The 22832-nt window shown below is 71.7% G+C and carries 18 protein-coding genes and 1 pseudogene; 7 read left to right on the top strand and 12 right to left on the bottom strand.

Features of this window, described 5'->3' with window-relative positions; all coding sequences use genetic code 11:
• Nucleotides 1-48 precede the first annotated feature (48 nt).
• Both AOQ53_RS39795 and AOQ53_RS39790 read right to left on the bottom strand, forming a co-directional pair.
• On the bottom strand, nt 49-792 hold the full coding sequence (locus AOQ53_RS39795) for a LuxR C-terminal-related transcriptional regulator (protein WP_059424955.1): 744 nt from the start codon (nt 790-792) through the stop codon (nt 49-51).
• Nucleotides 789-2081, bottom strand: a complete 1293-nt coding sequence (locus AOQ53_RS39790) for an ATP-binding protein (RefSeq protein WP_059424953.1) — start codon at nt 2079-2081, stop codon at nt 789-791. The genes AOQ53_RS39795 and AOQ53_RS39790 overlap by 4 nt, the downstream gene beginning before the upstream one ends.
• A 177-nt stretch (nt 2082-2258) precedes the next feature.
• Between AOQ53_RS39790 and AOQ53_RS39785 the strand changes: the two genes are divergently transcribed.
• Nucleotides 2259-3746 carry a PspC domain-containing protein gene (locus tag AOQ53_RS39785; protein ID WP_059424951.1) on the top strand — a complete coding sequence of 496 codons (1488 nt, stop codon included), beginning with the start codon at nt 2259-2261 and terminating at the stop codon, nt 3744-3746.
• Complete coding sequence (locus AOQ53_RS39780; protein WP_059424949.1) at nt 3733-3975, top strand: hypothetical protein; 243 nt, start codon at nt 3733-3735, stop codon at nt 3973-3975. Before AOQ53_RS39785 ends, AOQ53_RS39780 begins: the two co-directional genes overlap by 14 nt.
• A gap of 41 nt (nt 3976-4016) precedes the next feature.
• Here the strand turns inward: AOQ53_RS39780 and AOQ53_RS39775 are convergent, their stop codons facing one another.
• Both AOQ53_RS39775 and AOQ53_RS39770 read right to left on the bottom strand, forming a co-directional pair.
• Nucleotides 4017-4547, bottom strand: coding sequence for a DoxX family protein (locus AOQ53_RS39775; RefSeq protein WP_059424947.1), 531 nt, complete (start codon nt 4545-4547; stop codon nt 4017-4019).
• Between the two features lie 159 nt (nt 4548-4706).
• Nucleotides 4707-5957: a hypothetical protein gene (locus tag AOQ53_RS39770; RefSeq protein ID WP_059424944.1), complete on the bottom strand. Its 1251-nt coding sequence runs from the start codon at nt 5955-5957 to the stop codon at nt 4707-4709.
• Nucleotides 5958-6314: 357 nt separating this feature from the next.
• On the opposite strand from AOQ53_RS39770, the pseudogene AOQ53_RS39765 reads away from it, so the two are divergent.
• Nucleotides 6315-7209 (top strand): annotated as a pseudogene (locus AOQ53_RS39765) (DUF4429 domain-containing protein).
• 12 nt (nt 7210-7221) lie between these two features.
• Here AOQ53_RS39765 and AOQ53_RS39760 read toward each other — a convergent pair.
• Nucleotides 7222-8016 carry a class II aldolase/adducin family protein gene (locus AOQ53_RS39760; RefSeq protein WP_059424942.1) on the bottom strand — a complete coding sequence of 265 codons (795 nt, stop codon included), beginning with the start codon at nt 8014-8016 and terminating at the stop codon, nt 7222-7224.
• Between the two features lie 201 nt (nt 8017-8217).
• Here AOQ53_RS39760 and AOQ53_RS39755 point away from each other — a divergent pair, with 201 nt between their 5' ends.
• Nucleotides 8218-8691, top strand: coding sequence for a pyridoxamine 5'-phosphate oxidase family protein (locus AOQ53_RS39755; protein ID WP_059424941.1), 474 nt, complete (start codon nt 8218-8220; stop codon nt 8689-8691).
• A gap of 24 nt (nt 8692-8715) precedes the next feature.
• Here AOQ53_RS39755 and guaA read toward each other — a convergent pair whose 3' ends face one another.
• On the bottom strand, nt 8716-10296 hold the full coding sequence (gene guaA, locus AOQ53_RS39750) for a glutamine-hydrolyzing GMP synthase (RefSeq protein WP_059424939.1): 1581 nt from the start codon (nt 10294-10296) through the stop codon (nt 8716-8718).
• A 327-nt stretch (nt 10297-10623) separates the two neighbouring features.
• Here guaA and AOQ53_RS39745 point away from each other — a divergent pair, with 327 nt between their 5' ends.
• A complete protein-coding gene (locus AOQ53_RS39745; protein WP_059424938.1) occupies nt 10624-10905 on the top strand; it encodes a chorismate mutase in 282 nt (93 codons plus the stop codon).
• 600 nt (nt 10906-11505) lie between these two features.
• On the opposite strand, the gene AOQ53_RS39740 is transcribed toward AOQ53_RS39745, so the two are convergent.
• Entirely contained in the window at nt 11506-12642 is a 1137-nt protein-coding gene (locus AOQ53_RS39740; protein ID WP_059425047.1) for a hypothetical protein, read from the bottom strand.
• 214 nt (nt 12643-12856) lie between these two features.
• Between AOQ53_RS39740 and AOQ53_RS39735 the strand changes: the two genes are divergently transcribed.
• Nucleotides 12857-13843 carry an LAETG motif-containing sortase-dependent surface protein gene (locus AOQ53_RS39735; protein WP_059424936.1) on the top strand — a complete coding sequence of 329 codons (987 nt, stop codon included), beginning with the start codon at nt 12857-12859 and terminating at the stop codon, nt 13841-13843.
• A 91-nt stretch (nt 13844-13934) separates the two neighbouring features.
• On the opposite strand, the gene AOQ53_RS39730 is transcribed toward AOQ53_RS39735, so the two are convergent.
• The 5 genes from AOQ53_RS39730 to AOQ53_RS39710 form a co-directional block, all read right to left on the bottom strand.
• Nucleotides 13935-15722: a GMC family oxidoreductase N-terminal domain-containing protein gene (locus AOQ53_RS39730; protein WP_059424934.1), complete on the bottom strand. Its 1788-nt coding sequence runs from the start codon at nt 15720-15722 to the stop codon at nt 13935-13937.
• 17 nt (nt 15723-15739) lie between these two features.
• The gene (locus AOQ53_RS39725; RefSeq protein ID WP_059424932.1) at nt 15740-17368 is read right to left on the bottom strand and encodes a succinic semialdehyde dehydrogenase; all 1629 of its coding nucleotides are present in this window, start codon (nt 17366-17368) and stop codon (nt 15740-15742) included.
• A 161-nt stretch (nt 17369-17529) separates the two neighbouring features.
• Complete coding sequence (locus tag AOQ53_RS39720; RefSeq protein WP_059424930.1) at nt 17530-19161, bottom strand: serine/threonine-protein kinase; 1632 nt, start codon at nt 19159-19161, stop codon at nt 17530-17532.
• Nucleotides 19162-19222: 61 nt separating this feature from the next.
• Nucleotides 19223-20875, bottom strand: a complete 1653-nt coding sequence (locus tag AOQ53_RS39715; protein WP_059425046.1) for a serine/threonine-protein kinase — start codon at nt 20873-20875, stop codon at nt 19223-19225.
• Between the two features lie 156 nt (nt 20876-21031).
• Nucleotides 21032-22240, bottom strand: coding sequence for a serine/threonine-protein kinase (locus AOQ53_RS39710; RefSeq protein WP_167745815.1), 1209 nt, complete (start codon nt 22238-22240; stop codon nt 21032-21034).
• A gap of 116 nt (nt 22241-22356) precedes the next feature.
• On the opposite strand from AOQ53_RS39710, the gene AOQ53_RS48340 reads away from it, so the two are divergent.
• Nucleotides 22357-22569, top strand: a complete 213-nt coding sequence (locus AOQ53_RS48340) for a hypothetical protein (protein ID WP_059424925.1) — start codon at nt 22357-22359, stop codon at nt 22567-22569.
• The last annotated feature ends 263 nt before the right edge of the window (nt 22570-22832 follow it).

Here is a 22832-nt window from a genome sequence, read left to right as displayed (position 1 = left end):
GCCGATTCGGCCGCTCCCACCGTCGTCAGGCGACCCGGACTTCCCGCGTCACACCAGCCGCCGTGCCGTCGCCCACCGCGTCAGCTCGTGCCGGTTGGAGAGCTGGAGCTTGCGCAGGACCGCCGAGACATGCGACTCGACTGTCTTCACGGAGATGAACAGCTGCTTGGCGATCTCCTTGTACGCGTATCCCCGGGCGATGAGCCGCAGCACCTCGCGCTCGCGCTGGGTGAGGCGGTCCAGGTCCTCGTCGACCGGCGGCGCGTCCGTGGAGGCGAAGGCGTCGAGGACGAACCCGGCCAGCCGCGGGGAGAAGACCGCGTCGCCCTCCTGGACACGGAAGATGGAGTCGACGAGGTCCGTGCCGGTGATCGTCTTGGTGACGTATCCGCGGGCCCCGCCGCGGATCACGCCGATCACGTCCTCGGCGGCGTCCGACACGGACAGCGCGAGGAAACGGACGGGCTGCTCGGCGTCGGCCATCAACGGGGCGCAGCGGCGCAGCACTTCGACACCACCGCCACCGGGCAGGTGCACGTCGAGCAGGACCACCTCGGGCCGGGTCGCGGTGATGACCGTGACCGCCTGGTCGACGTCCGCGGCCTCGCCGACGACCTCGACACCGGTCTGCTCGGTCTGGCCGATCTCGGCCTGGACCCCGGTACGGAACATGCGGTGGTCGTCCACGAGGACCACGCGCACACGACGTCCGCCGGTGCCACCGCCCGGCTCCCCGGGCCCGGCCGCCTCCGCCGATCCCGCCGTACTGTTCGCCTCGGTCGGGTCGCTCATGACGTCTTCTCCGCCCTCTCCATCTCCAGCTCGACCTCCGTGCCGCCGTCCGGTACCGCGCGCAGCCGCGCCGTACCGCCGTTGCGCTCCATGCGGCCGATGATCGATTCTCTGACACCCATCCGGTCGGCGGGTATCGAGTCGAGGTCGAAGCCGGGGCCGCGATCCCGTACGGACACGAAGACCGTCTTCCCCTCGACCTCGGCGTAGACCTGTACGGCGCCGCCCTCGCCACCGTACTTGGCGGCGTTCACCATTGCTTCGCGCGCGGCCTGCATCTGTGCGGCGATTCTCTCGTCGAGCGGGCAGTCGCCCACGACCACGACCTCGATGGGCACGCCGTGCTTGTCCTCCACCTCGGCCGCGTTGCGCCGCACGGCGTCGGCGAGCGTGGTGGGTTCGTCGGCCTCGTCCTTGCCGGTGCCCTCGGGCTTGTAGAGCCAGGTGCGCAGGTCGCGCTCCTGGGCGCGGGCGAGGCGGCGCACTTCGTTCGCGTTCTCCGCGCTGCGCTGGATCAGGGTGAGAGTGTGCAGCACCGAGTCGTGCACATGCGCGGCGACCTCCGCGCGCTCCTGGGCGCGGATGCGCATCAGGCGCTCCTCGGAGAGGTCCTGGGTCATGCGCACCAGATACGGCCCGGCGAGCAGCGTTATCCCGACGAGGACCGCGAGCGCCGCCTGAAGGACGGAGCCTAGGTGCGCGGCGGAGCCCTGCAGCACGAAGATGCCGGAGACGCCGGCCGTCACCAGCAGCACCCCGCCCACCGAGCGCAGCAGCGTGACCGTGCGCCGGCGGCGGCCGACCTCGACCCAGCGGGCCCGGCGGGCGTTGTCCGCCTGCCGCCAGACCAGGGCGACGCCCGCGCCGACGAGCACCATCGGCCACAGATACGCCCTGGCCCCACCACTGAGGTTCACGTTGCCCACGAACACCATGGCCACGACGACCATGAGGAGCAGGGCCACGATCTGGCCCTTGTCGGGTCTGCGGGCGACGAGTCTGCGACGGCCGTCGGGCGAGGTCTCCGAGGCGACCGGCGTCGGCGGCTTCTGTGCCTCGACCCCGCCGACGCCGAGCGGGACGAAGAACCAGAACGCGGCGTACAGCAGCGCACCGAGGCCGTCGGCCATGAACAGGCCGACGAAGACGAGCCGTACCCAGATCACGGGCAGCCCGAGGTGCCCGGCGAGCCCTCGCGCCACACCACCCAGCCAGCGTCCGTCACTGCTGCGGTAGAGCTTGCGCGGCGGCCGCGGTTCGGCGAGTGGCGCTGCTGCGGCTTCCGACATGCCATTGATGGTCACACGGCCGCAAGGCCGGAGCATCAGGGTCTGCCCCGGAGACTCCCCTGATCTCCGAACCCGGCCCCTCGAACGCTTCCCGGTCCGTCCCTCAGGGCCGATATCAGGGTCCGGCCAGGGTCGTTCCGACTGCCGCCGCACCGCCGCGCCCGTCACCATGGACCCATGACCGATCACGACCACGCCGCGACGGGTCCGGGACCCGGCTCCGGCCCGCGCCCCGCACCGGGCGCCGGGCCGCAGGGTGCCGCGCCCGCCGCGGGCGCCGCCCCCGCCGGTTCCCCCGCGCCCCCGGGCTCGCACGGGCACGCGGGCGCGGAAGGACAGAGGGGGAGTTCGCCCGGTGCGGCTTCCCCGGCCGGGGAGGCCATCCCGCCCGGACCACCGCACAGATTCCGGCGCGACCGCCGCCACAAGGCCCTGGCCGGCGTCTGCGCCGGGCTCGGGCGGCAGTGCGACATGGATCCGGTGATCTTCCGGATCACCCTCGCGGTGCTCTCCGCCACCGGCGGCATCGGCCTCCTCTTCTACGGCTTCGCCTGGCTCCTCGTCCCGTACGACGACGAGGACGAGAACGAGGTGCGCAAGCTGCTGACCGGCCGCGTCGACGGCCAGGCCCTGACGGCCGTGCTGTTCGCGCTGGTCGGCTGCGGAGTGTTCCTGACCATGCTGAACAACGGCGGGGTGCTGACCTTCGCCGTCGTCCTCTCCCTCCTCCTCGCGGGCGCCGGTTACTGGTCGCGGCAGCGCGGTGCCCCCAGCCCCGACCCGCTGGCCGCCCAGGCCGTCGCCGACGCCCCACCGGAGCCTCAGGCGCCGCCGGTGTTCCTCACGACCCCCTCCTGGTGGCGCGACCCCATCGTCAAGGACGGCACCCACATCGGCGGCACGGGCTACCTCTGGGGCCCTCGCGACTCCCGCGACCTGGACGTGGCGGCAGCCGTCAACATCAGCCTCGGCGTCCAGCCCCGCGACCGCGAGGACACGCCCGCCCCGCACACCCGGCCACCCAAGCCGCGCGGCCCCCGCTGGATCGGCGGCTGGGTCTTCCTGCTGGCCCTGCTCGCGGGTGCCCTGGGCACGACCCTGACCTGGGACCAGCACCCGCTCGGCACGAGTCTCCAGACCGGCCTGTCCTGCGCACTCGCCGTCCTGGGCCTGGGCATAGCGGTCAGCGCCTTCCTGGGGCGGACCGGCGCCGGCTCGATCCTCCTGGCGATCATCACGGCCGGTCTGCTCGCCGCCTCTGCGGCGCTGCCCAAGAACATCGGCACACAGTGGGACCGCACGACCTGGCAGCCCTCCTCGGTGACGGACGTGCGACAGCAGTACGACCTGGGCACGGGCGTCGGCACCCTGGACCTGACCCGGGTGGACATAGGCCGGAACCAGACGGTGACGACACGCGCCGACATCGGCGTGGGCCAGGTGAAGGTGCTCGTGCCCGAGGACGTGACCGTGCGGCTGAGCGTCGACGTGGGGATCGGAGACCTCCAGCTGCCGGGCGACGACAAGAAGGACGTGGACGTGAAACCGGGCCGGCACAAGGAGATAACCCTCTCCCCCGCCGAGGGCGTCAAGAAGTCGGGCACCATCGACCTGGATCTCCAGGTCGGCATGGGACAGGCGGAGGTGGCCCGTGCTGCGTCATGAACTTCACCCCGGAAAGCTGGTCGCCGGCACCGTCCTCACCCTGGCGGGCGTCCTCTACGCCGGTGACGCGGGCGGCACCTGGGAGACCCCCTGGTTCGTGGCGATCCCCCTCGTCACGGGCGGGTTGTGCCTGGCCGGCGCGGTGGGATTCCTGACGGGCCGGATACGCCGACGCCGCACCTCGGGCCGTACCAGCACCGACGAGCCCGGCCCGGACATGGCGGCCTGACGAGAGGCCAGCCCGCCGCCAAGCCCACTGTCCGTCGCTCGCTACCGGTACCCCCCTGACCTCTGCCGTCGCCGCGACCGCAGGGCGGCATCCACGGAGAGCAGGGGAGCACCCGCGAGTACGAGAGGGATCCAGGCCATGAGGTAGGCGAGATCGTTGCCGTAGTAGTACGGGTCGGAGGCCCAGCTCACGGTCAGCCACAGGCTGAGGGAGATCAGCGCGCCGCCGAGTGCGGCCAGGCGGGCGAACAGGCCGAGCAGGGTGCCGATGCCGACGACCAGCTCGCCGAAGGCGATGGCGTACCCGAAGCCGACAGGGTTCTTCAGAGAGAGGTCGACCAGGGCGGGGAGGGCGGAGGAGTCGCGGACGGCACGCATCATGTCGCCGATCGAGCCGGAACCGGCGTCCTTCATGAAGGCACTGTCGGTGAGCTTGTCCAGGCCGGCGTAGATGAAGGTGATACCGAGGAAGATCCGCAGAGGGAGGAGGGAGTAGCGGACGGCGGTGTCCCGCCAGTCTCCTCCGCTGCTGAAGTGGGGGGTGTGCGTGTCCGATCTCATGCCGTGAGTCATCGCTGCTAGCCGCCTCTCGCCCGCCGGTGCCGAGACCCCCTCAACAGACCATACGTACGACGAACCGACCCGGCTCAATCCTGTGCGGCGGCTTTTGTTACCGGGGAGCCCGGCCCCGAGCGGCACGAATGCCCGCAGCCAGGGCAGGACAGCCGGCCCTCACTCCGTCACGTCAACCGCATACCGGTTCGTCTCCACCCCCGCCGCCGTGACCACCTGCACCTCCACCCGCCCCGGCTCCACATCCGCCGGCACCGGCACAGTCAGCAGCGTGTCCGTCGGGTTGCTGAATCCCCCGGGCACCGGCACCAACGGGACGTGCACATGCACGGCACCCACCCGGACGACCATCCGGGCCAGCCGGTCCGCCCCCTGCGCACCCGGCGGCACGAATCCGGCGCCCCGGATCTCGATGTCGTCGCCCGTGCGGATCGGCCCGTCCAGGTCCCCCGCCTCCCGCGACCGCACGACGGAGAGGATGACCGGCCGGCCACCCTCCGCGTACTTGCCGGCCAGGTACGTCGCCGCCGACACCAGGACCACCACCGCCAGCCCCCACGGCAGATCCGGCAGCTGGTCCGGCCGCCTGGCCAGCCGTACCGCCGCGAAGACCAGGGCGACGCCGCTGATCACGACGTACTGGATGTCGGCGAAGGTGCCCCGGCCCGCGTCGTCGGTCAGCAGGTCGGCGGCTCGTGGCCGGTCGGCCGGCACCTTCTGGAGCCGCTGCCCCAGCACCCGCAGCCCGACCACCCGCCGCACGAGCACGGCGATCCCGCACACCACGGCGAGCACGGTCACGACCCCCGCCCCGCGGGCGAGCTCCAGCCCGGACAGCAGAGCGTCCCGGTCGGCGTGCCGGGAAGCGCCCACCAGCCGCCCGGCCAGCACGAGCACCGAGTAGGCCACGAAGAGCACCCACGCCCCGGCGACCGTACGGGAGGTGGACAGCCGGTTGTCCTCACCGATGAGGGGGGCCAGCGCACCGCCCTTCGCCCGGTGGAACCACGACGCCGCCGTCAGCGCCCCGGCGACCACCAGCGCGGCGGCCAGCCCGGCCGTACGGGCCGCCGTCCAGCCCGCGCCGACCGCGGTGAGGGACTGCCCGAGCAGCAACAACACGACGGCCGCCCACACCACACCCGCCGTGCGGCGCCACAGGCCGGCCAGCCAGGCCTTGCCCTCGGCCCGGCCGCGCTCGGCGACGAGTTCCGCGGACTGCGCCAGTTCCTCCGAGACCCACTGGCGGGAAGCCGAGGCGGAGTGGGCCACCGCGGCCGGCAGCCCCTGCCCGGCCGCGAACTCGTCGCGTCTGCGCAGGAACGCGGCGACGGCCCGCCGATGCCCCTCACGCGCCCCGTGCGGACAGTCCCCACAGGCGCACCCACCTCCGTGCACACCGCTGTGCATACCTCCGGGCACACTTCCCTGCGCACCACCTCGGCCGCCCGCATACCCACCGGCATACGCACCCGCGGCCCCACCGGTGTACCGCCCCGCATACGCACCCGCGTCCGCATACGCACCCGCGTCCGTATACGCACCCGCGTCCGCGCCGCCCTGTCCCGACTCGCGCACTGTCACGCCCGACGCCCGCCTTCCCGCGACCCAACCACCGTCGGTCTTCCGGACCCCGGAAACACCGCTGAACAACTCCCGTGCGACGACAGCGGATTATCCCTTCACCACCCGGTCCGCGTCCGCCCGGTCAGGTCAGCACGGGTGAACTTCGGTGCGTCGTATTGACTTGGCTGCGAGAATTCCCTTATGGCCGAGATCATCCAGCGTGACGGGGCCTGGGCCTTCGACGGCAGCACGGTCCGGATCACGCCCGGTCTGCACCGCTCCGTGCCGCTGTTCCGGCAGACGTACGGAGAGATCGCTGGCCGCTGGAGGCGGTATCGGAAGGCGCCATCGAACCCGAACGCAAGCGCGCAGGGCTACGCTTGCGGCTGCGGTAGGGCGCCGACCCGCTGCTCCAGGCGACCGGCGGGCGGCTGCCGGACGCGCCGACCCGTACCGGCGGGCGGTGGACGTCGACCGGACGGGAGTCGCCGAGTACGTCGCCGAGGAGATCCGCCGCTCGCTGCTTCTCGACCGGATCCCGAAGGAGCCGGCGAAGGCCTGTCTGCTGCACGGCCCGCCGGTTCCGGTGCCGGTGCGTTCGTCCGACGGGACGGTCTCCTTCGACGGGAGCCGGGTACGGATCGACTGGGCCGACACCTCCGAGCGGGTCAAACGCGCCACCGGCCCGCGCATCATCAACCTTGGTGACCTGGTCCAGGTCGAGTGGCTGCCGAACTCCGGCCACGAGGACGGCTTTCTGCGTTTCGTCACCCGCGAGACGGTGTTCTCGAAACTGCCGCCGGAGAAGGACCCGTACGCCCTGGTCCTGTGGGGCAGTGCCCGCCGGGACCTGCTGACCGCGCTCATCGGGACGGCGGTCACCGCCCGGCTGCCGCACCCGTCCACCCGCACCTCGCCCGGGAACCACGAGGCCGACGCGCACGGCCCCAGCCCGGCACCCGCCGTACCGCCCGCGGCCGACCACCACGACGTAGTGCTGCGCCGCCTGCGCGAGTTGGGCGAGTTGTACCGGGACGGTGTGCTCACCGGCGAGGAGTTCGCCCTGGCCAAGGCGGCAGTGCTCCGCGGCTTCTGACGGGCCGGCCTCTCAGCTCATCAGATCCGGCTCACTCCGGCTGACCTCCTGCCACATCGGCTGGTAGTTGATCCACGCCACCAGGTCGCCCCCCAGCTGCTCCCGCGTCGCCACCGCCATCCGGTGATCGATGCGGACCGGCCGCCCGGCCGCCTGCGCCGTCAGCTGCACCTGGCATGACCGTTCCATCGATACGAACCACCAGGCGGCGGCGTCCACCGAGTCGCCGACGGTCAGCAGCCCGTGGTTGCGCAGCACGAGCGCCTTGCGGGAGCCGAGCGCGGCCGCGATGCGCCGCCCTCCCTCCGCGTCGACGGCGACGCCGGTGTAGGCGTCGTAGAGGGCGTGGTCCTCGTAGAAGGCGCAGCTCTCCTGGGTGATCGGCTCCAGCAGCTCGCCGAGGGCGGCGAGCGCCCGGCCGTGCACCGAGTGGCAGTGGGCGACGGCGACCACGTCGGGGCGGGCGGCGTGGACCTGGGCGTGCACGGTGAAGGCGGCCTGGTTGACGTGGTAGCGGCCGTCGACGACCTGGCCGTCCTGGTTGGCGAGCACCAGGTCGCTCACGGTGACGTGCCGGAAGGGAATCCCGAACGGGTTGACCCAGAAGCAGTCGCTGTACTCGGGGTCGCGGGCGGTGATGTGCCCGGACACGCCGTCCTCGTAGCCGAGCCGCCCGAAGATCCGCAGGGCGCCCGCGAGCCGTTCCTTGCGGTGCCGACGCTCGTCCTCGAGCGACTCGTGCATCGGCGGCATCGCGAACCGCAGCCGGTCGGTGGGCAGCGGCAGGGGCGGGGTGGGCCCGTGCATAGGTCCTCCAGCGCTGGTTCTACGTACGGGGCGGAAGCTACCGCCGGTCGGGCAGGGAAGAACAGAACCGTTTCGTGAAGATGAGGCGAGTGCCCCGGAGAACGCCGTGTGCGCACCAGTGCGCACCCCTTTCGCTCCCGGTCTCCCCGACCCCACGAATAGCGGACAGAGGATGTCGGGTTTCGGCGCCAGACTCTCCGTATGACAGAGAACTGGGCGGCTTTCGCCACCGCCGAACCGGATCTGGCCGGCACCGTCGAGAAGCGCTTCGGCGCCTACACGCACCACATCCTCGCCACCCTCCGGAAGGACGGCTCGCCCCGCACCAGCGGACTGGAGGTGCGGTTCCTGAACGGCGAACTGTGGCTCGGCATGATGCCGAACTCGCTCAAGGCGCTCGACCTGCGCCGCGACCCGCGTTTCGCGCTCCAGGCGAACCCCGGGGAGGGCACCGGCATGGGCGGCGGCGACGTCCGGATCAGCGGCCGGGCGATCGAGGTCGACGACGTGGAGACGAAGGCCGGATACGTCGAAGAGGTGGAACCGCCGGAGCCGTTCCACCTCTTCCGTACCGAGCTCACGGAGGTCGTGCGGACCTACGTCGAGGACGACAAGTACCTCGTCGTCCAGATCTGGACACCCGGCGAGCCCCTGCGCACGATCAAGCGCACCTAGGGGCAGGGGCCTGTCCGAAAGGCCCTACTCCCACTCGATCGTCCCCGGCGGCTTCGAGGTCACATCCAGAACGACACGGTTGACGTCACGCACCTCGTTGGTGATCCGGGTCGAGATCCTCGCGAGGACGTCGTACGGCAGGCGCGACCAGTCGGCCGTCATGGCGTCCTCGGAGGAGACGGGCCGCAGGACGATCGGGTGGCCGTACGTGCGGCCGTCGCCCTGGACGCCGACGCTGCGGACGTCCGCGAGCAGGACCACCGGGCACTGCCAGATGTCCCGGTCGAGGCCGGCCGCCGTGAGCTCCTCGCGGGCGATGGCGTCGGCCTCGCGCAGCAGGTCCAGACGCTCCTTGGTGACCTCGCCGACGATCCGGATGCCGAGGCCGGGGCCGGGGAAGGGCTGGCGCTGGACGATCTCCTCCGGCAGGCCGAGCTCCTGGCCCACCATGCGGACCTCGTCCTTGAAGAGCTTGCGCAGCGGCTCGATCAGCTGGAACTCGAGGTCCTCGGGGAGGCCGCCCACGTTGTGGTGGGACTTGATGTTGGCGGTGCCGGTGCCGCCGCCGGACTCGACCACGTCCGGGTAGAGGGTGCCCTGGACGAGGAACTCCACCGCCGGGCCCTCGTCCGCGATGATCTCGGCCTGGGCCTGCTCGAAGACCCGGATGAACTCACGGCCGATGATCTTCCGCTTCTCCTCGGGGTCCGAGACCCCGGCGAGCGCCTTGAGGAACCGCTCCTCCGCGTCCACGACCTTCAGCTGCACGCCGGTCGCGGCGACGAAGTCCTTCTCGACCTGCTCGGTCTCGCCCTTGCGCATCAGGCCGTGGTCGACGTACACGCAGGTCAGCTGAGAGCCGATGGCCTTCTGGACGAGGGCCGCGGCGACGGCGGAGTCCACGCCGCCGGACAGCCCGCAGATGGCGCGCTTGTCGCCGACCTGCTCACGGATCGCGGCGACCTGCTCCTCGATCACGCTGCCCGTGGTCCAGGACGGGGTCAGGCCCGCGCCCCGGTACAGGAAGTGCTCCAGCACCTGCTGCCCGTGCGTGGAGTGCATCACCTCGGGGTGGTACTGGACGCCGTAGAGCTTCTTCTCGTCGTTCTCGAAGGCGGCGACCGGGACGACGTCCGTGGAGGCCGTCACGGAGAAGCCCTCGGGGGCGGCGGAGCAGGCGTCGCCGTGCGACATCCAGACGGCCTGCTCGGCGGGGGTGCCCTCGAAGAGGGTGGAGGACGACTTGGAGACGTGCAGTTCGGTGCGGCCGTACTCGCGGGCTCCGGTGTTGTCGACGGTGCCGCCGAGGGTCCGCGCCATCAGCTGGAAGCCGTAGCACATGCCGAAGACGGGGACGCCGGCCTCGAAGATCTCGCGGTCCAGGCTCGGGGCGCCCTCCTCGTACACCGACGAGGGGCCGCCGGAGAGGATGATCGCCGCGGGGTTCTTGGCGAGCATCTCGGCGACCGGCATGGTGCTCGGCACGATCTCGCTGTAGACCCGCGCCTCGCGGACACGACGGGCGATGAGCTGGGCGTACTGCGCGCCGAAGTCGACGACCAGGACGGTGTCGGTGGCGCTGGCAGCGGGAGTCGCTGATGACACAGGGTGCCTTCCGGCGGTGGGGCGGGGGTCTTGTGCCACCCGATTCTACCGGGGTGCCGCAGGGTACCGTCCGGGCGCCGGGGACCGGGGCCGTCTCAGGATGCGAACCGTGTTGGACGCCCCCGGGGAGCGGGGCATACTTGCCCCATGCTCCAGCACCAGACGTTCGTCTTTACCTATGGCATCCGGCCTGCCGGCTGCCATGGTCGTGCTGCTTGAGCAACTGACAAGCGACTTCCCAGGCGCCCCGGGCCGGCAAGGCCCGGGGCGTCTGCCGTCGTCCGGGCCTTGCCGCTCCAGGGCACCCCTTGACGACAAGGAATTCCCATGAACGCCACCGACGTGACCGGCGCCCGTACCACCGAGGCCGCCGGCGTGATCACCGGCGCCCGTGAGCGCATCGACGCGCTGGACGACCGGATCATCGGCCTGATCCAGGAACGGGCGGCCGTCTCCGCCGTCATCCAGGAGGCCCGGATCTCCTCCGGCGGCCGGCGCGTGAACCTCTCCCGCGAGATGGAGGTCCTCGGCCGCTACCGGGAGGCGCTGGGCAAGCCGGGCACCGCCCTCGCGATGACCCTGCTGGAGCTGTGCCGCGGCAGGATCTGAATCCCCGTTCCCAGGACAGACGCGCGCCCCCTTCTCACCCGTACGGCGCGTGACCGCCCCGCGAGCCGCTTCGTTGGTCCCGGTGTCCGTGCCAGCCAGGCGCGGGCCCGACAGAAACCACGCGTGGCTCGCTGGAGCGATGAGACGTACGGATCGTGCCGTGCGTCGTGGGACCTCGCTCCAGGGAAGTGACCGGACGGCAGGGGACAGCAGCCCGGTCACCCATGAGAACGGCCGGCTCCGGGGACGCCCGGGGCCGGCCGGCGGACCTTCAAAATGCACCCAAGGATGGGTCGAACGGTTGCGGGCGCCGCATTCATCCAGCACGATGCGCAGACAGCCCGAGTTCCCCCGCGGACACCCGCATGGCCCGACCGCCAGAGGTCGAGACCAATGGTCCGGTCGGGTCCGGTCGAGACCAGCGGCGCACCCCCCGGCGCCGCTTCCAGGCACCGGCGCTGCCCTGACGTCGGTGCTGACGAGAAGAAGGGCCCCGCGGCTCCACCCCGCGGGGCCCTTCGCTCTGCGTCGGCAGTCCCGCGCCGGAAGCCGTCCTGCGCCAGCAGGCGTCCTGCGTACCGGCAGTCGCCCCGAAGGGCGTCAGGTGCGCGACACCGTCCCGCACTCGTCCGGATCGCGGTCGAGGTCCTTGCTCCGGTCGTACGGATCCGTCGTCGGGCCGCTCGGCGGCGCGCCCGTGGGCTCGCTCGACGAGAACTCCGGGTGCAGGTAGCCGTCGTGGACGGCGCAGGAGGAGTTGCCGATCTCCTGGTCGTACTCCAGGAGCAGCAGCCGGCCCGGGGTGACCTCGTACTGGGCGGGGTCGGCGAGTTCGACGTCGAGCACCCGGCGCACGATGGTGCGGGTGACCTCGACGGGGCCGTCGGCGCGCACGACGGGGTAGACGAAGGTGTAGTCGGCGCGTATCGCCACACCCCCGTGGGATCCCTTCTTGAACGTCATGCGCCCGCGTGTCTTGACCACGTCGCCGACCGGACGCACCTCGTCGGGGTCGAAACGGCTGAACAGCGTCACCGGGTCGTGCTTCTCGCTCGGGGAACGCAGGGCGGTGCCGAGCTCGTCGAGGAGTTCCGGCTGCTGGGGGTCGAGCACGGAGAGCGCGGCCTCGGGGCGGGCGCCGCGTACCGCCTTCGGGTCGAGGTTGGCGCCCACCAGCAGCTTCTTCGTCAGCTTGAGCGCCTGCTGCACACGCTCCTTGGGGACCGAACCGACGGCCTTGGCCTCGGGCAGCACGATACCGGCCTCGCCATCGGCCCAGCGCAGCGCCGGGGAGCCGGCGAACGGCTCGTCCAGAGTGGGGAGTTCGGGGTCCGACGCCCCGGGCGCGGCGGTGGGGGCCGCGGTCTCGACGGGCAGCGGTGAGGCCGCGGCCCGCGTCTCGTCCGTGCCGAAGGGGTCGCCGGGCAGCAGCGACGGCCTCAGGGCCACCAAGGCCACGGCGACGGCGACCGGCACACCGAGAACGGCCCACAGCTTGCGGCGCCGGGAAGCGCGCCCGCCCATCTCCTGCCAGGCCGGACCGGTGCGCCACCCCGGAGACGACTCCCCCCGGGCCTCCTGCTGCCGCAGCCGCTCGGTCACCATGCGCGCCCGCGCGGACGGTTCCTTCGGGGCGGAGGTGTGGATGTCCCGCTCGTTGTCGCGGGTGAACTGCTCCCAGACGTCGTCGGGGATCTCCGGGGCCGACGGCTGGTCGTCGGACGGCTTTTCAGACACGAAGTCCAGATCTAAGCGGACGGGAAGCACCTTCACAAGAATGTCTTGAGTGTGACCCAGCCCACATAAGAATTCTGTGAATGCCAGCACAACCATTCACAGGTTTCACGGATCAAACCTGCCGAACCACGGGCCACTCCCGCGCCCCACACGCGGAGGCCTCCCCCAACGTTCGTATCGCCTCCCGCGGTACGCCGGACTCTCCGAGGTCTTCATGAAGCTTCGCCGCGCAATGGCAGCAGCGGCCGCAACGGCGGTCATAGCCCCGGTGGCACTGCTCGCGGCACCGGCCGCGTACGCGACCGACGAAACGACGCCCACCCCGAGCCCGTCCGTGAGCGAGTCCACTCCCGAGACGTCTCCCTCGCCGAGCACCTCCGTGAGCGAGTCCGCTCCCGAGACGTCGCCCTCGCCGAGCACCTCCGTGAGCGAGTCCGCCCCGGAGACGTCGCCCTCGCCGAGCACCTCCGTGAGCGAGTCCGCCCCGGAGCCGAGCACGTCGGCGCCCGAGGAGTCCGAGACCCCGGACCCCGAGCCCTCCGTGTGTGCGGACACCAAGGTCGACGTGAGCATCACCGGCCTGCCCGGCAAGATCGCCGCGGGCAGCGGCTGGCACAAGTTCTCGCTGAACGTGGTCAACAACTCCGACTCCACGCTCAACGACCTCGACTTCTTCGCCGGGGCCTCCGCCGACAAGTACGGCGAGGAGTTGTTCTCCAGCAAGAAGGTCCAGCTCCAGGCCTGGGACCCCCAGGACAAGATCTGGGTCGACCTCAACGCGGGTGGCTACGCGGTCGGTTACGTCGGCTACACCGACGAGCTGAAGCCCGACTACCAGGTCAACATCCCGCTGCGCCTCAACGTCAAGCCGTCCGCCCCGGTCGGTGCCGGCTTCTCGCTCGGCGCGACGATCTACGGCGACAACGACGACGAGTGCACCGGCTTCGGTGAGATCTCGTACAAGTTCCAGATCGTCTCCGCCGGTACGGACACCGATGGCACCAAGCCGACGGAAGGCGGCAAGGCGCCCGTCACCGACGAGAAGCCGAGCGGCAACACGCCGGAGGTCACCGGCAGCCTCGCCGAGACCGGCTCCAGCTCCGCCCTGCCGATGATCAGCCTCGTCGGCGGTGCGGCGGTCGTCGCCGGTGCCGGTGCGATCTTCGTGGTGCGTCGCCGTAAGGCCGGCGCCCAGGCTTAAGACGGAGCGCCCCGCAAGGGGCGACGCCAAGCAGAAGAGGGACCTGCGCTCGGAGGGGGGCGCAGGTCCCTCTTCTGCTGTCTGCTGCCGGTCAGTTCTTCGGCGGTACCGCCGGCACGCCCAGGAACGGCAGCCGCAGCGCGCCGAACGCTTCCGCCGGGACCGCCGGGGACTTCGGCTCGACCGGCTGGAGACGTTCATAGGCCGCGCCCTGCCGCGGGCGCGGGTCGGGCTCGCCCTTGTTGGGCCAGAACGACATCGCCCGCTCGGCCTGGGCGGTGATGGTGAGGGAGGGGTTGACGCCCAGGTTGGCGGAGACCGCGGCGCCGTCGACCACCGAGATGCCCGGGTGGCCGTAGAGGCGGTGGTACGGATCGATCACGCCGGTCTCGCGGGAGTCGCCGATCGGACAGCCGCCCAGGAAGTGGGCCGTGAGCGGGGTGCCCATCAGTTCGCCGACGTTCGAGCCCGCGAAGCCGTTGATCTCGGCGGCGAGTGCCGACGCGCTCTCCGTGGCCGCCTTGATCTGCTTCGGGTTGGGCGCGCCGTGGCCCTGGCGTGCGGTGAGCAGGCCGCGGCCGACGCCCGACGGTTTCAGGTACGTCGTCAGGGAGTTGTCCAGCGACTGCATCACCAGGCCGATGATGGTCCGCTCCGACCAGCGGCGGTTGGACAGGGCGCGCAGCACCAGCAAGGGGTGTTTCGCCGCGTGGGCGAGGAAGCCCAGGACCCGCGAGGCGCCCGAGTTGTTCCCGGCATACGGGACCTGGAGGATCGACAGGCTGCCCATCGAGTTGGAGCCCTTGCCGTAGCGGACCGGCTCGATGTGGGTGTTCTCGTCCGGGTGGATCGAGGACGTGATGGCCACGCCCCGCGTGAAGTCGGCCTTCGGCGCGCCGTGCGCCTTGCGGTAGCGCCGGTCGTCGGTCTGGGCGCCGACCAGGGCCTCGGAGTTGGTGCGGGTCAGCCCACCCAACTTGTCCGATATGTGCGGCAGCTGGCCGCCGGCCTTCATGCGGTGCAGCAGCGTCTGGGTGCCGTAGGTGCCGGCGGCGAGGACGATCTGGCGGGCCCTGTAGGTCCGGCCCTTCGCCTTGCGGCGGTCGTCGGTGGGCAGGGTGGCGACCGCGTACCCGCCGCGCGAGTCGTCGGTGACCGAGACGACCGTCGTCAGGGGGTGCACGACCGCGCCGGCCTTCTCGGCGAGGTAGAGGTAGTTCTCGTTGAGGGTGTTCTTCGCGCCGTGCCGGCAGCCGGTCATGCACTCGCCGCACTCCGCGCAGGCCCTGCGGGCCGGGCCCGCCCCTCCGAAGTACGGATCGGGCACCTCCTGGCCCGGCTTGGCCTTCACCGTGCCGTCCGCGTCCTCGCCGTCGCCGAAGAAGACACCGACGGGTGCGAGGTGGAAGGAGTCGCCGCAGCCCATGCGCTCCGCGGCGGCCTTCAGGTGCACGTCGGACGGGGTCATGGTCGGGTTGAGCCGTACGCCGAGCATGCGCCGGGCCTGGTCGTAGTACGGCTTCAGCTCCTCCTGCCAGTTGGTGACGTCCCGCCACTGCGGGTCCTCGAAGAACGGCTTGGGCGGGACGTAGAGGGTGTTGGCGTAGTTGAGGGAGCCGCCGCCCACGCCTGCGCCCGCCAGGACCATGACGTTGCCCAGGAGGTGGATGCGCTGGATGCCGTACATGCCGAGTTTCGGCGCCCAGAGGTAGTTCTTGAGGTCCCAGGAGTTCTTCGGGAGGGACTCACGGGTGAAGCGGCGGCCGGCTTCCAGGACGCCGACCTTGTAGCCCTTTTCCGTGAGGCGCAGGGCGGTCACCGAGCCGCCGAATCCGGAGCCGACCACGATGACGTCGTAGTCGTAAGCGTCCTGAGGCACGTGCTCTCCTCGCTGAATCACCGGAACCGGAACGCCTTCATCAGGCGGAGGCTCCTGCTCATGAACTGGGCGTACTTCTCGTCGTCCATGCCCAGCGCGGGGGCCATCGGGAGCACGCGCTGGTGGGCGATCGTCTGGGCCTCGGTGTACTTGAGGATGCCCTCGGCGCCGTGGCGGCGGCCGAGGCCGGAGTCCTTCATGCCGCCCATGGGCGACTGGACGCTGCCGTACGCGGGCGCGTAGCCCTCGTTGATGTTGACGGTGCCGGTGCGCAGCCGGGCGGCGACCTCGTGGCCGCGTCGGCCGTTCTTCGTCCACACCGAGGAGTTCAGGCCGTATGCCGTGGCGTTGGCCCGCTCGATGACCTCGTCCTCGTTCGTGAAGCGGTAGACCGAGACGACCGGGCCGAACGTCTCCTCGGTACAGACGGACATGTCCGTGGCGATCCCGTCGAGGATCGTGGGCTCGAAGAAGTACGGGCCGACGTCCGGTCGTGCCACGCCGCCCGCGAGGACCTTCGCGCCCTTGGCGACCGCCTCCTCCACGTGCCGCGTGACGGTCTCCAGCTGGCGTTCGCCGACCAGGGAGCCCATGTCGGCGCCGTAGGCCAGGGACGTGCCGAGCCGCATCGCCTTCGTGCGGGCGGCGAAGCGCTCAAGGAAGGCGTCCGCGACCGACTCGTGGACGTACAGCCTCTCGATGGAGATGCACAGCTGGCCGGCCGAGGAGAAGCAGGCGCGGACGGCACCGGCGGCCGCCTTCTCGATGTCGGCGTCCTCCAGCACCAGCATGGCGTTCTTGCCGCCGAGTTCGAGGGAGACGCCGACCAGCCGGGCGGCGGCGCCCTGGGCGACCTCGCGGCCGGTGCGGGTGGAGCCGGTGAAGGAGACGTAGTCGGCGTGCCGGACGACCTCCGGGCCGACGACCGGGCCGTCGCCGAGGACGACCTGGAAGACGTCGGCGGGCAGGCCTGCCTCGATGAGCAGGTCACGGGCCCACAGGGCGGTGAGGCAGGTCTCCGTGTCGGGCTTCATGACGACCGCGTTGCCCGCGACGAAGGCCGGCAGCGCGTCGCCGACCGACAGTTCCAGGGGGTAGTTCCAGGGGGCGATCTGACCGACGACGCCGCGCGGGTGGCGCAGTTCGGTGACCTTGGTGAGGGTCGGCATGGCACCGGCGTGCCGCTTGGGGCGGAGGTAGGCGGGGGCCTTGCGGCCGTAGTGCCGGGCGACGACCGCGACGGCCTGAACCTCCTCGTGCGCGTGCAGCCGGGCCTTGCCGGTCTCCAGCTGGATCAGGTCCAGCACCTCGGCCTGGTGCTCCAGCACCAGGTCGTGGAAGCGCAGCAGGACGGCGGCGCGCTGCCGCACCGGGGTCTGCTCCCAGACGGCCTGGGCGGCGCGGGCCAGTTCGAAGGCCTTGGCCACGTCCTCGGGCGTCGACTCGGGGAGGTCGGCCAGCTTCTCGCCGGTGAACGGCGTGTGGTTGGCGGTCCGGCCGGAGCCGGCCACGCCCTTGGTGAGCTGGGCGACCAGCTCGGGGGTCACCACGTCGGCGGCGGTGCGGGCGCCCTCCGGTGCGGGGGCGAGGGGGTTCGTGCCGGCCTGTGCCGTGCCGGGCTTCTCCGGGGCGTGCGCGTCCGTCATGAGGCGCAGGGTATGCCCCGGCGGAGCCTTTGGGTACCCGCCGGTAATACGGCTTCACCGAGTGCACACAGGGCGCCAGTGGCTGCTGGCAGCGAACACCCTGATCAGGGCGTTGTGCGGTGACGAGTTGGAGTGATTCAGCCTTTTACGATCCCGGTGACTCAGTCTTCTACGATCCCGAGCCGGTCCCGGGCGCCCTTGAACACCGAGGTGCCCTCCTTCTCCTCGGGCGTGCCCTTGGGCATGTCGACGCGCAGTTCGTACATGCGGTCGTCGTCGGTGCGGATCATCACCCGCATGACCCGCCTGGTGTCCGCGTCCAGGTGGTAGGTGGTGTCGGCGACGGCGGCCTCGTAACCCTGGACGCTGGTGCGGGTGTACTGCGTGTCCCCCCGGACGACGGGTGTGTTCCGGACCTGGTCCATCGGGGAGCCCGGAGCCCGGTCCCAGAGGAGGAGGCGGACCTGGACGGTGCCACCCTGTTCATCGCCGTAGAGCACCGTGCGGGGCTGGTCGGTCGCGCTGCCGGTCCGGTCGAGTTCGCGGTAGTGGGGCGGGAGATGGAGTACGGCCGCCAGGTCCGGATCGCGGTGCGGGGTCCAGGTCTCCGTCGCTTCGGCGGTCTCCGCGCTGCTGGTGTCGCCGAGGTGGGTGACGGCCCCTACGCCGCCGGTGAGCAGCGCGCTCAGGAGAGCGATGGGGGCGGGGCGGAGGAGGCTCTGGCGCCTGGGCAGTGCGGCGTCCTGTCGCTCCGCGGGGCCGGCCTCCGGCGGTTCGGCCGCCTCCTCGGGCCGTGGCGTGCCGGCGTCCTCCGTGAACTCCTGCCCGTGCTCGGCCTTCTGGGCCACTTCCGGCACCTCGGCCACTGCCTGCCCGGCCGCCGCCGCCAGCGCCTTCGCGACCTCCTCTGCGTCCGGGCGCTGGTCGGGGTCCCGCACCAGCAGTCGCGCGATCAGCGGTCCGAGGGGTCCGGCCTGCTTCGGTTCGGGCGGCTCGGCGGCGAGGACCGCGGCGAGCGTGGCCTCCGGTGCGGTCCGGCGGAACGGGGACGCCCCCTCGACGGCGGCGTACAGCAGTACGCCCAGGGACCACAGGTCGGAGGCGGGCCCGGCGATGCGGCCGGACATCCGCTCGGGGGCGACGAACTCCGGCGAGCCGACGAACTCCCCGCCGGCCGTGAGCGACTCCTCGCCCTGCACATGGGCGATGCCGAAGTCGGTGAGGACGACGCGCTGGTGCCGACCGAGCAGCACATTGGCCGGTTTCACGTCCCGGTGCACGATGCCGACGGCGTGCGCGGCGCGCAGGGCACCGAGGACGGCGAGGCCGATCCGGGCGGCTTCTCGCGCATCGACCGGGCCGCGCCGGAGCACCTCGTGCAGGGACTCGCCCTGCACCAACTCCATGACGATCCAGGGAAGTCCGTCGAGTGCCGCGTCGATCGCCGTCAGCCCGTCGCGTCCGACCGGCCGGTGGCGATCGATGCGCCCGTCGCGTGCGTCCGGCTGCCGCTCCGGCTCGACGACCACGTCGTGGATGGTGACGGCGGCGGGGTGGTCGACGCGGGCGGCGGCGCGGGCCTCCCGGTAGAGCCGGTGGGCCGCGCGCCGGTGGCTCTCGTCCTCCGGGTCGCCCGGCAACCGGGGCTGCTTGACGGCGACGTCACGCTGCACGAGCTCGTCGTAGGCCCGCCAGACGGTGCCCGTCCCGCCGGAGCCGATGCGCTCGATCAGCCGGTACCGCCCACCGACCGACCGGCTCTGGGCACCCGTCCCGCCCCCGTCGTTGCTCATGCCCCATCAGTACCCCGCGGGACGGCGGCTTGTCGAAGCGAGTCAGTGGCCGGGCACCGGTTCAGGTCCCGTCGATGTCCAGGTTCGCGATCGCCGTGTCGGCCACCTCTCGCCCGCGATCGGTGAAGTCACCCTTGCCCGGGTAGCTGACGGTGAGCTCGTACATGTCGCCCCCGGAGGTCTTGTAGTAGAAGATCCTGAGCTCGCGGGGGCGGAGGTCCTCGCTGTCGTCGGTGTCGTAAGTGACGGTGTTCTCGGCGGCCTTCCCGCCCCTGTACGTGGTGTCCTTGGGGTCCGTCTTCGGGCCCTCCGGCATGTCCAGGCGGTAGCTGCCGCTGTCCTTGAACGCCCTGTCGTCGTCGTACATCTCGGCGGCAGCGGAGCCGGCGATGGCCCTGCCGGTGTCCTCCGCCTTCTTGTCGAGGGTCAGGCTGATCCAGATGCTGCCGCTCCAGTCGGTGTACGTGACCTGGTGCCCCTGGTCCGACTCCCGGTCGGGCACGGTCCGCTGGTAGGCACCGGGCACGGCCAGCGACGCGGCGAGCTCCTTCTCCTGGCGGATCTTCCAGCCCTCGGGCAGCGGCCCGGCGAACGGGTTCGCTAGCACCAGGTACGCCGTCACCGCCGCCGCGACGACCGCCGCACCGAGCCCGGTCCACCCCTTGCGTCCGAGCCGGAGTCTTCGGCCCTCACCGCCCTGGCCGCCCATGACCTGGACGACCTGCGTGGACCGGTCCGCCGGCGGGTTCGCGGCGGCCTCCAGCAGGGCTCGCACCCGGGCGGCGTCCGGGCGGCGGGCCGGATCCTTGTGCAGCAGGCCCGTGATGGCCTCGGCGAGGGGGCCCTGGGCGGAGGCGGGCGGCGCGGGCGTGGCGTTGAGGACGGACTGGAGCGTGGCGGCGGTGTTGTTCCGGCGGAACGGCGAGACGCCCTCCGTCGCCGCGTACAGCACCACGCCCAGGGACCACAGGTCGCTGGCCGGACCCGGGCGCTGGCCCAGCACCCGCTCCGGCGCGATGTACTCGGGCGAGCCGACGAAGCCGCCGGTGTCGGTCAGGTTGGTCTCGCCCTCGATCTGCGCGATGCCGAAGTCGGTGAGGACGACCCGTTCGTACCGGCCGAGCAGCACGTTGTCCGGTTTCACGTCGCGGTGCAGGATGCCCGCCGCGTGCGCGGCCTCAAGCGCGCCGAGCACCTCCAGGCCGATCCGGGCCGCCTCGCGCGCGGACAGGGTGCCCTCCTGGAGCGCGTCGCCCAGCGAACGGCCACGCACGAGCTCCATCACGATCCACGGCTGTCCCCCCACGACCGCGACGTCGTGGACGTCGACCACCGCCGGGTGGTCGAGCCGGGCCGCGGCACGTGCCTCACGGCGCATCCGCTCGAAGGCGTTGGCACGTTCCCGTTCGGGAAGATGCTCCGGGACACGAGGCTCCTTGACGGCGACCTCCCGGTCCACCGTCTCGTCCTTGGCGCGCCACACCGTGCCCATGCCGCCGTGCCCGAGCTTGGCGATCAGCCGGTAACGCCCGGCGATGAGCCGCCCGGCACCGGGATCCTGCACCGCTGCCACCGACTGGGGCGGCACGACCTGGGTGGGCGTCGCGTACGGGTTGCCCGGTACAGGCGCCGGCGGATTCGGCGGATTCGGTGGTTGCAGAGCGAAACTCGTTGGCTCGTCGGCCCCGGATCGGGCTCCCCCGTTGTTGCTCATGAGGTCATCCATATCGCGCCAAGCGCTTCCGCATCCAGCACGGACGCGTCCCGGTCACAGACCCGTGACGCGATCCGGGGCTTATCTCCCTCTCACACCGGTACGGCGCTTATTTCCCCTTCATGCCAGTACGGAGCTCATCGGCTGTCCGCCGTGTCAGGGCGAGGGTGAGGTGGTGGTGGCGGTCGTGGTGGCATTGGTGGCCGCCGGGGTGCTGGGAGTGCGCGTGCCGGGGGAGGACGGTCCGGCCGAAGGGGTCTTCGGCGCGGAACTCGTCGGCGTGCGGCCACCGTCCCCGCCGCCCTGCTCCATGAGCAGCGCCGCCGCCGACACACCCGCCCCGGCCACCGCGGCGACCAGCAGCGCGGCCACGAGCACCCGGCGCGTGGGCTGCCGGAGCATCTGCTCGTGCCGCCGGTCCGGGCCGGGCATGTCCGTCGGCGGCACCGGCGATCGCCGACCGGCGTCGTCCTGCGGCCGTCCGTGCGGGGCACCCCGCACCGTCGGCGCGTACCCGGGCGGCGGAGCCTGCGGCGTACTGCCCGTCTCGCGGAACACCCGCAGCATCCGCTCCGCCCGGTCCGCGTCCAGCCGCCGGTCCGGATCGCGTTCCAGCAGGCCCTGTACGACGGGCAGGAGCGGCCCGGCCTGCGCGGGCGGGCGTATGTCGCCGACGACGACCGCGTGCAGGACGCCGCCCAGCGAGTCGCGGTGGAACGGCGACTCGCCGCTGAGGGCCGCGCACAGCAGCGCGCCCAGCGACCACAGGTCGGACTCGGGCCCGGTCCGGACCCCGGCCATCCGCTCGGGCGCGGTGTACTCGGGCGAGCCGACGAAGGAACCGGTCTCGGTGAGTGTGGTCGCGCCGGAGACCTGGGCGACACCGAAGTCGGTGAGGACGACCCGGCCGTCCTCGGCGATCAGCACGTTCGACGGCTTCACGTCCCGGTGCAGCACACCGGCCGCGTGCGCGGTGTTCAGCGCGCCGAGCAGGGCGATGCCGATGCGGGCGGCCTCGGCGGCGTCGACCGGGCCGCCGGTGGCGATGCGGTCGGCGAGCGAGCCGCCCTCGACCAGTTCCATGACCATGTAGGGGCGTTCGTCCTCCTCGACGACGTCGTGGACGACGATGACGTGCGGATGGCTCAGCTGGGCGACCGCGCGGGCCTCGCGCAGGGTGCCGTCGCGCCGCCGCCGGGCCTCGGCCGCGGAGAGGGTCTCGTCGACGGGGAGTTCCTTGACGGCGACCTGCCGGCCGAGCAACTGGTCGGTGGCCCGCCAGACGACACCCATGCCGCCACGCCCGAGCCTCTCCTCCAGCCGGTAACGGCCCGCGACGACACGGCCGCCTGCCTCGGTCCCCATGCGCCCCATGATGCCGCAGGGGACGCACGCCTTCCGGGGCGGCGACCGGCCAAGTATGCCGCCGCCCCAAGACAGTCGATGGCACACTCCAGCGTGCTCAGGCCTTGGCGCGGACCATGCTGGATCGGATCGACGAGGCCACCGCGATGGAACGGCGCCTCAACGCTCGTGTCGAGGAACGCATTCGGCCGTTCGAGCGCCAGGTCCGCCGATGGGCCCTGGTGTCCGAGCCAACCGATCCGGTCGGCCGACTGCTGTGCTCTCACCCGCGTTGCGGCCGCACTCACGACCTGACCGCTGCCCGCACCCACCGGATTACGGGCATCTGAGAGCGCCAGGGGCGTCCCCGTCCTGGCCGAACTCCGCCTGCCAGGGCGGCGGCCCCTGGATGACCACCGGCATCGAACGCAAGCCTGCAGGACTCACCCACGGTGAGTCCGGCCAGGCCGTCGGCGCTGGGTTTGACCAGGTCGGGCCGGACGGCCACACCGCGATGCAGCGGCTCACCGCGGCGACAACTCCTGGGGTCGATCATTTTCAGCCACACAGTCTTGAAAACGGCTGCAAAGCACGACAATTGGCAGGACACATG

Source organism: Streptomyces azureus, from assembly GCF_001270025.1.
Taxonomy (GTDB): domain Bacteria; phylum Actinomycetota; class Actinomycetes; order Streptomycetales; family Streptomycetaceae; genus Streptomyces; species Streptomyces azureus.
Note: the sequence above shows the minus strand (reverse complement) of the source record. Positions and strands in the feature narration are given on the sequence as shown.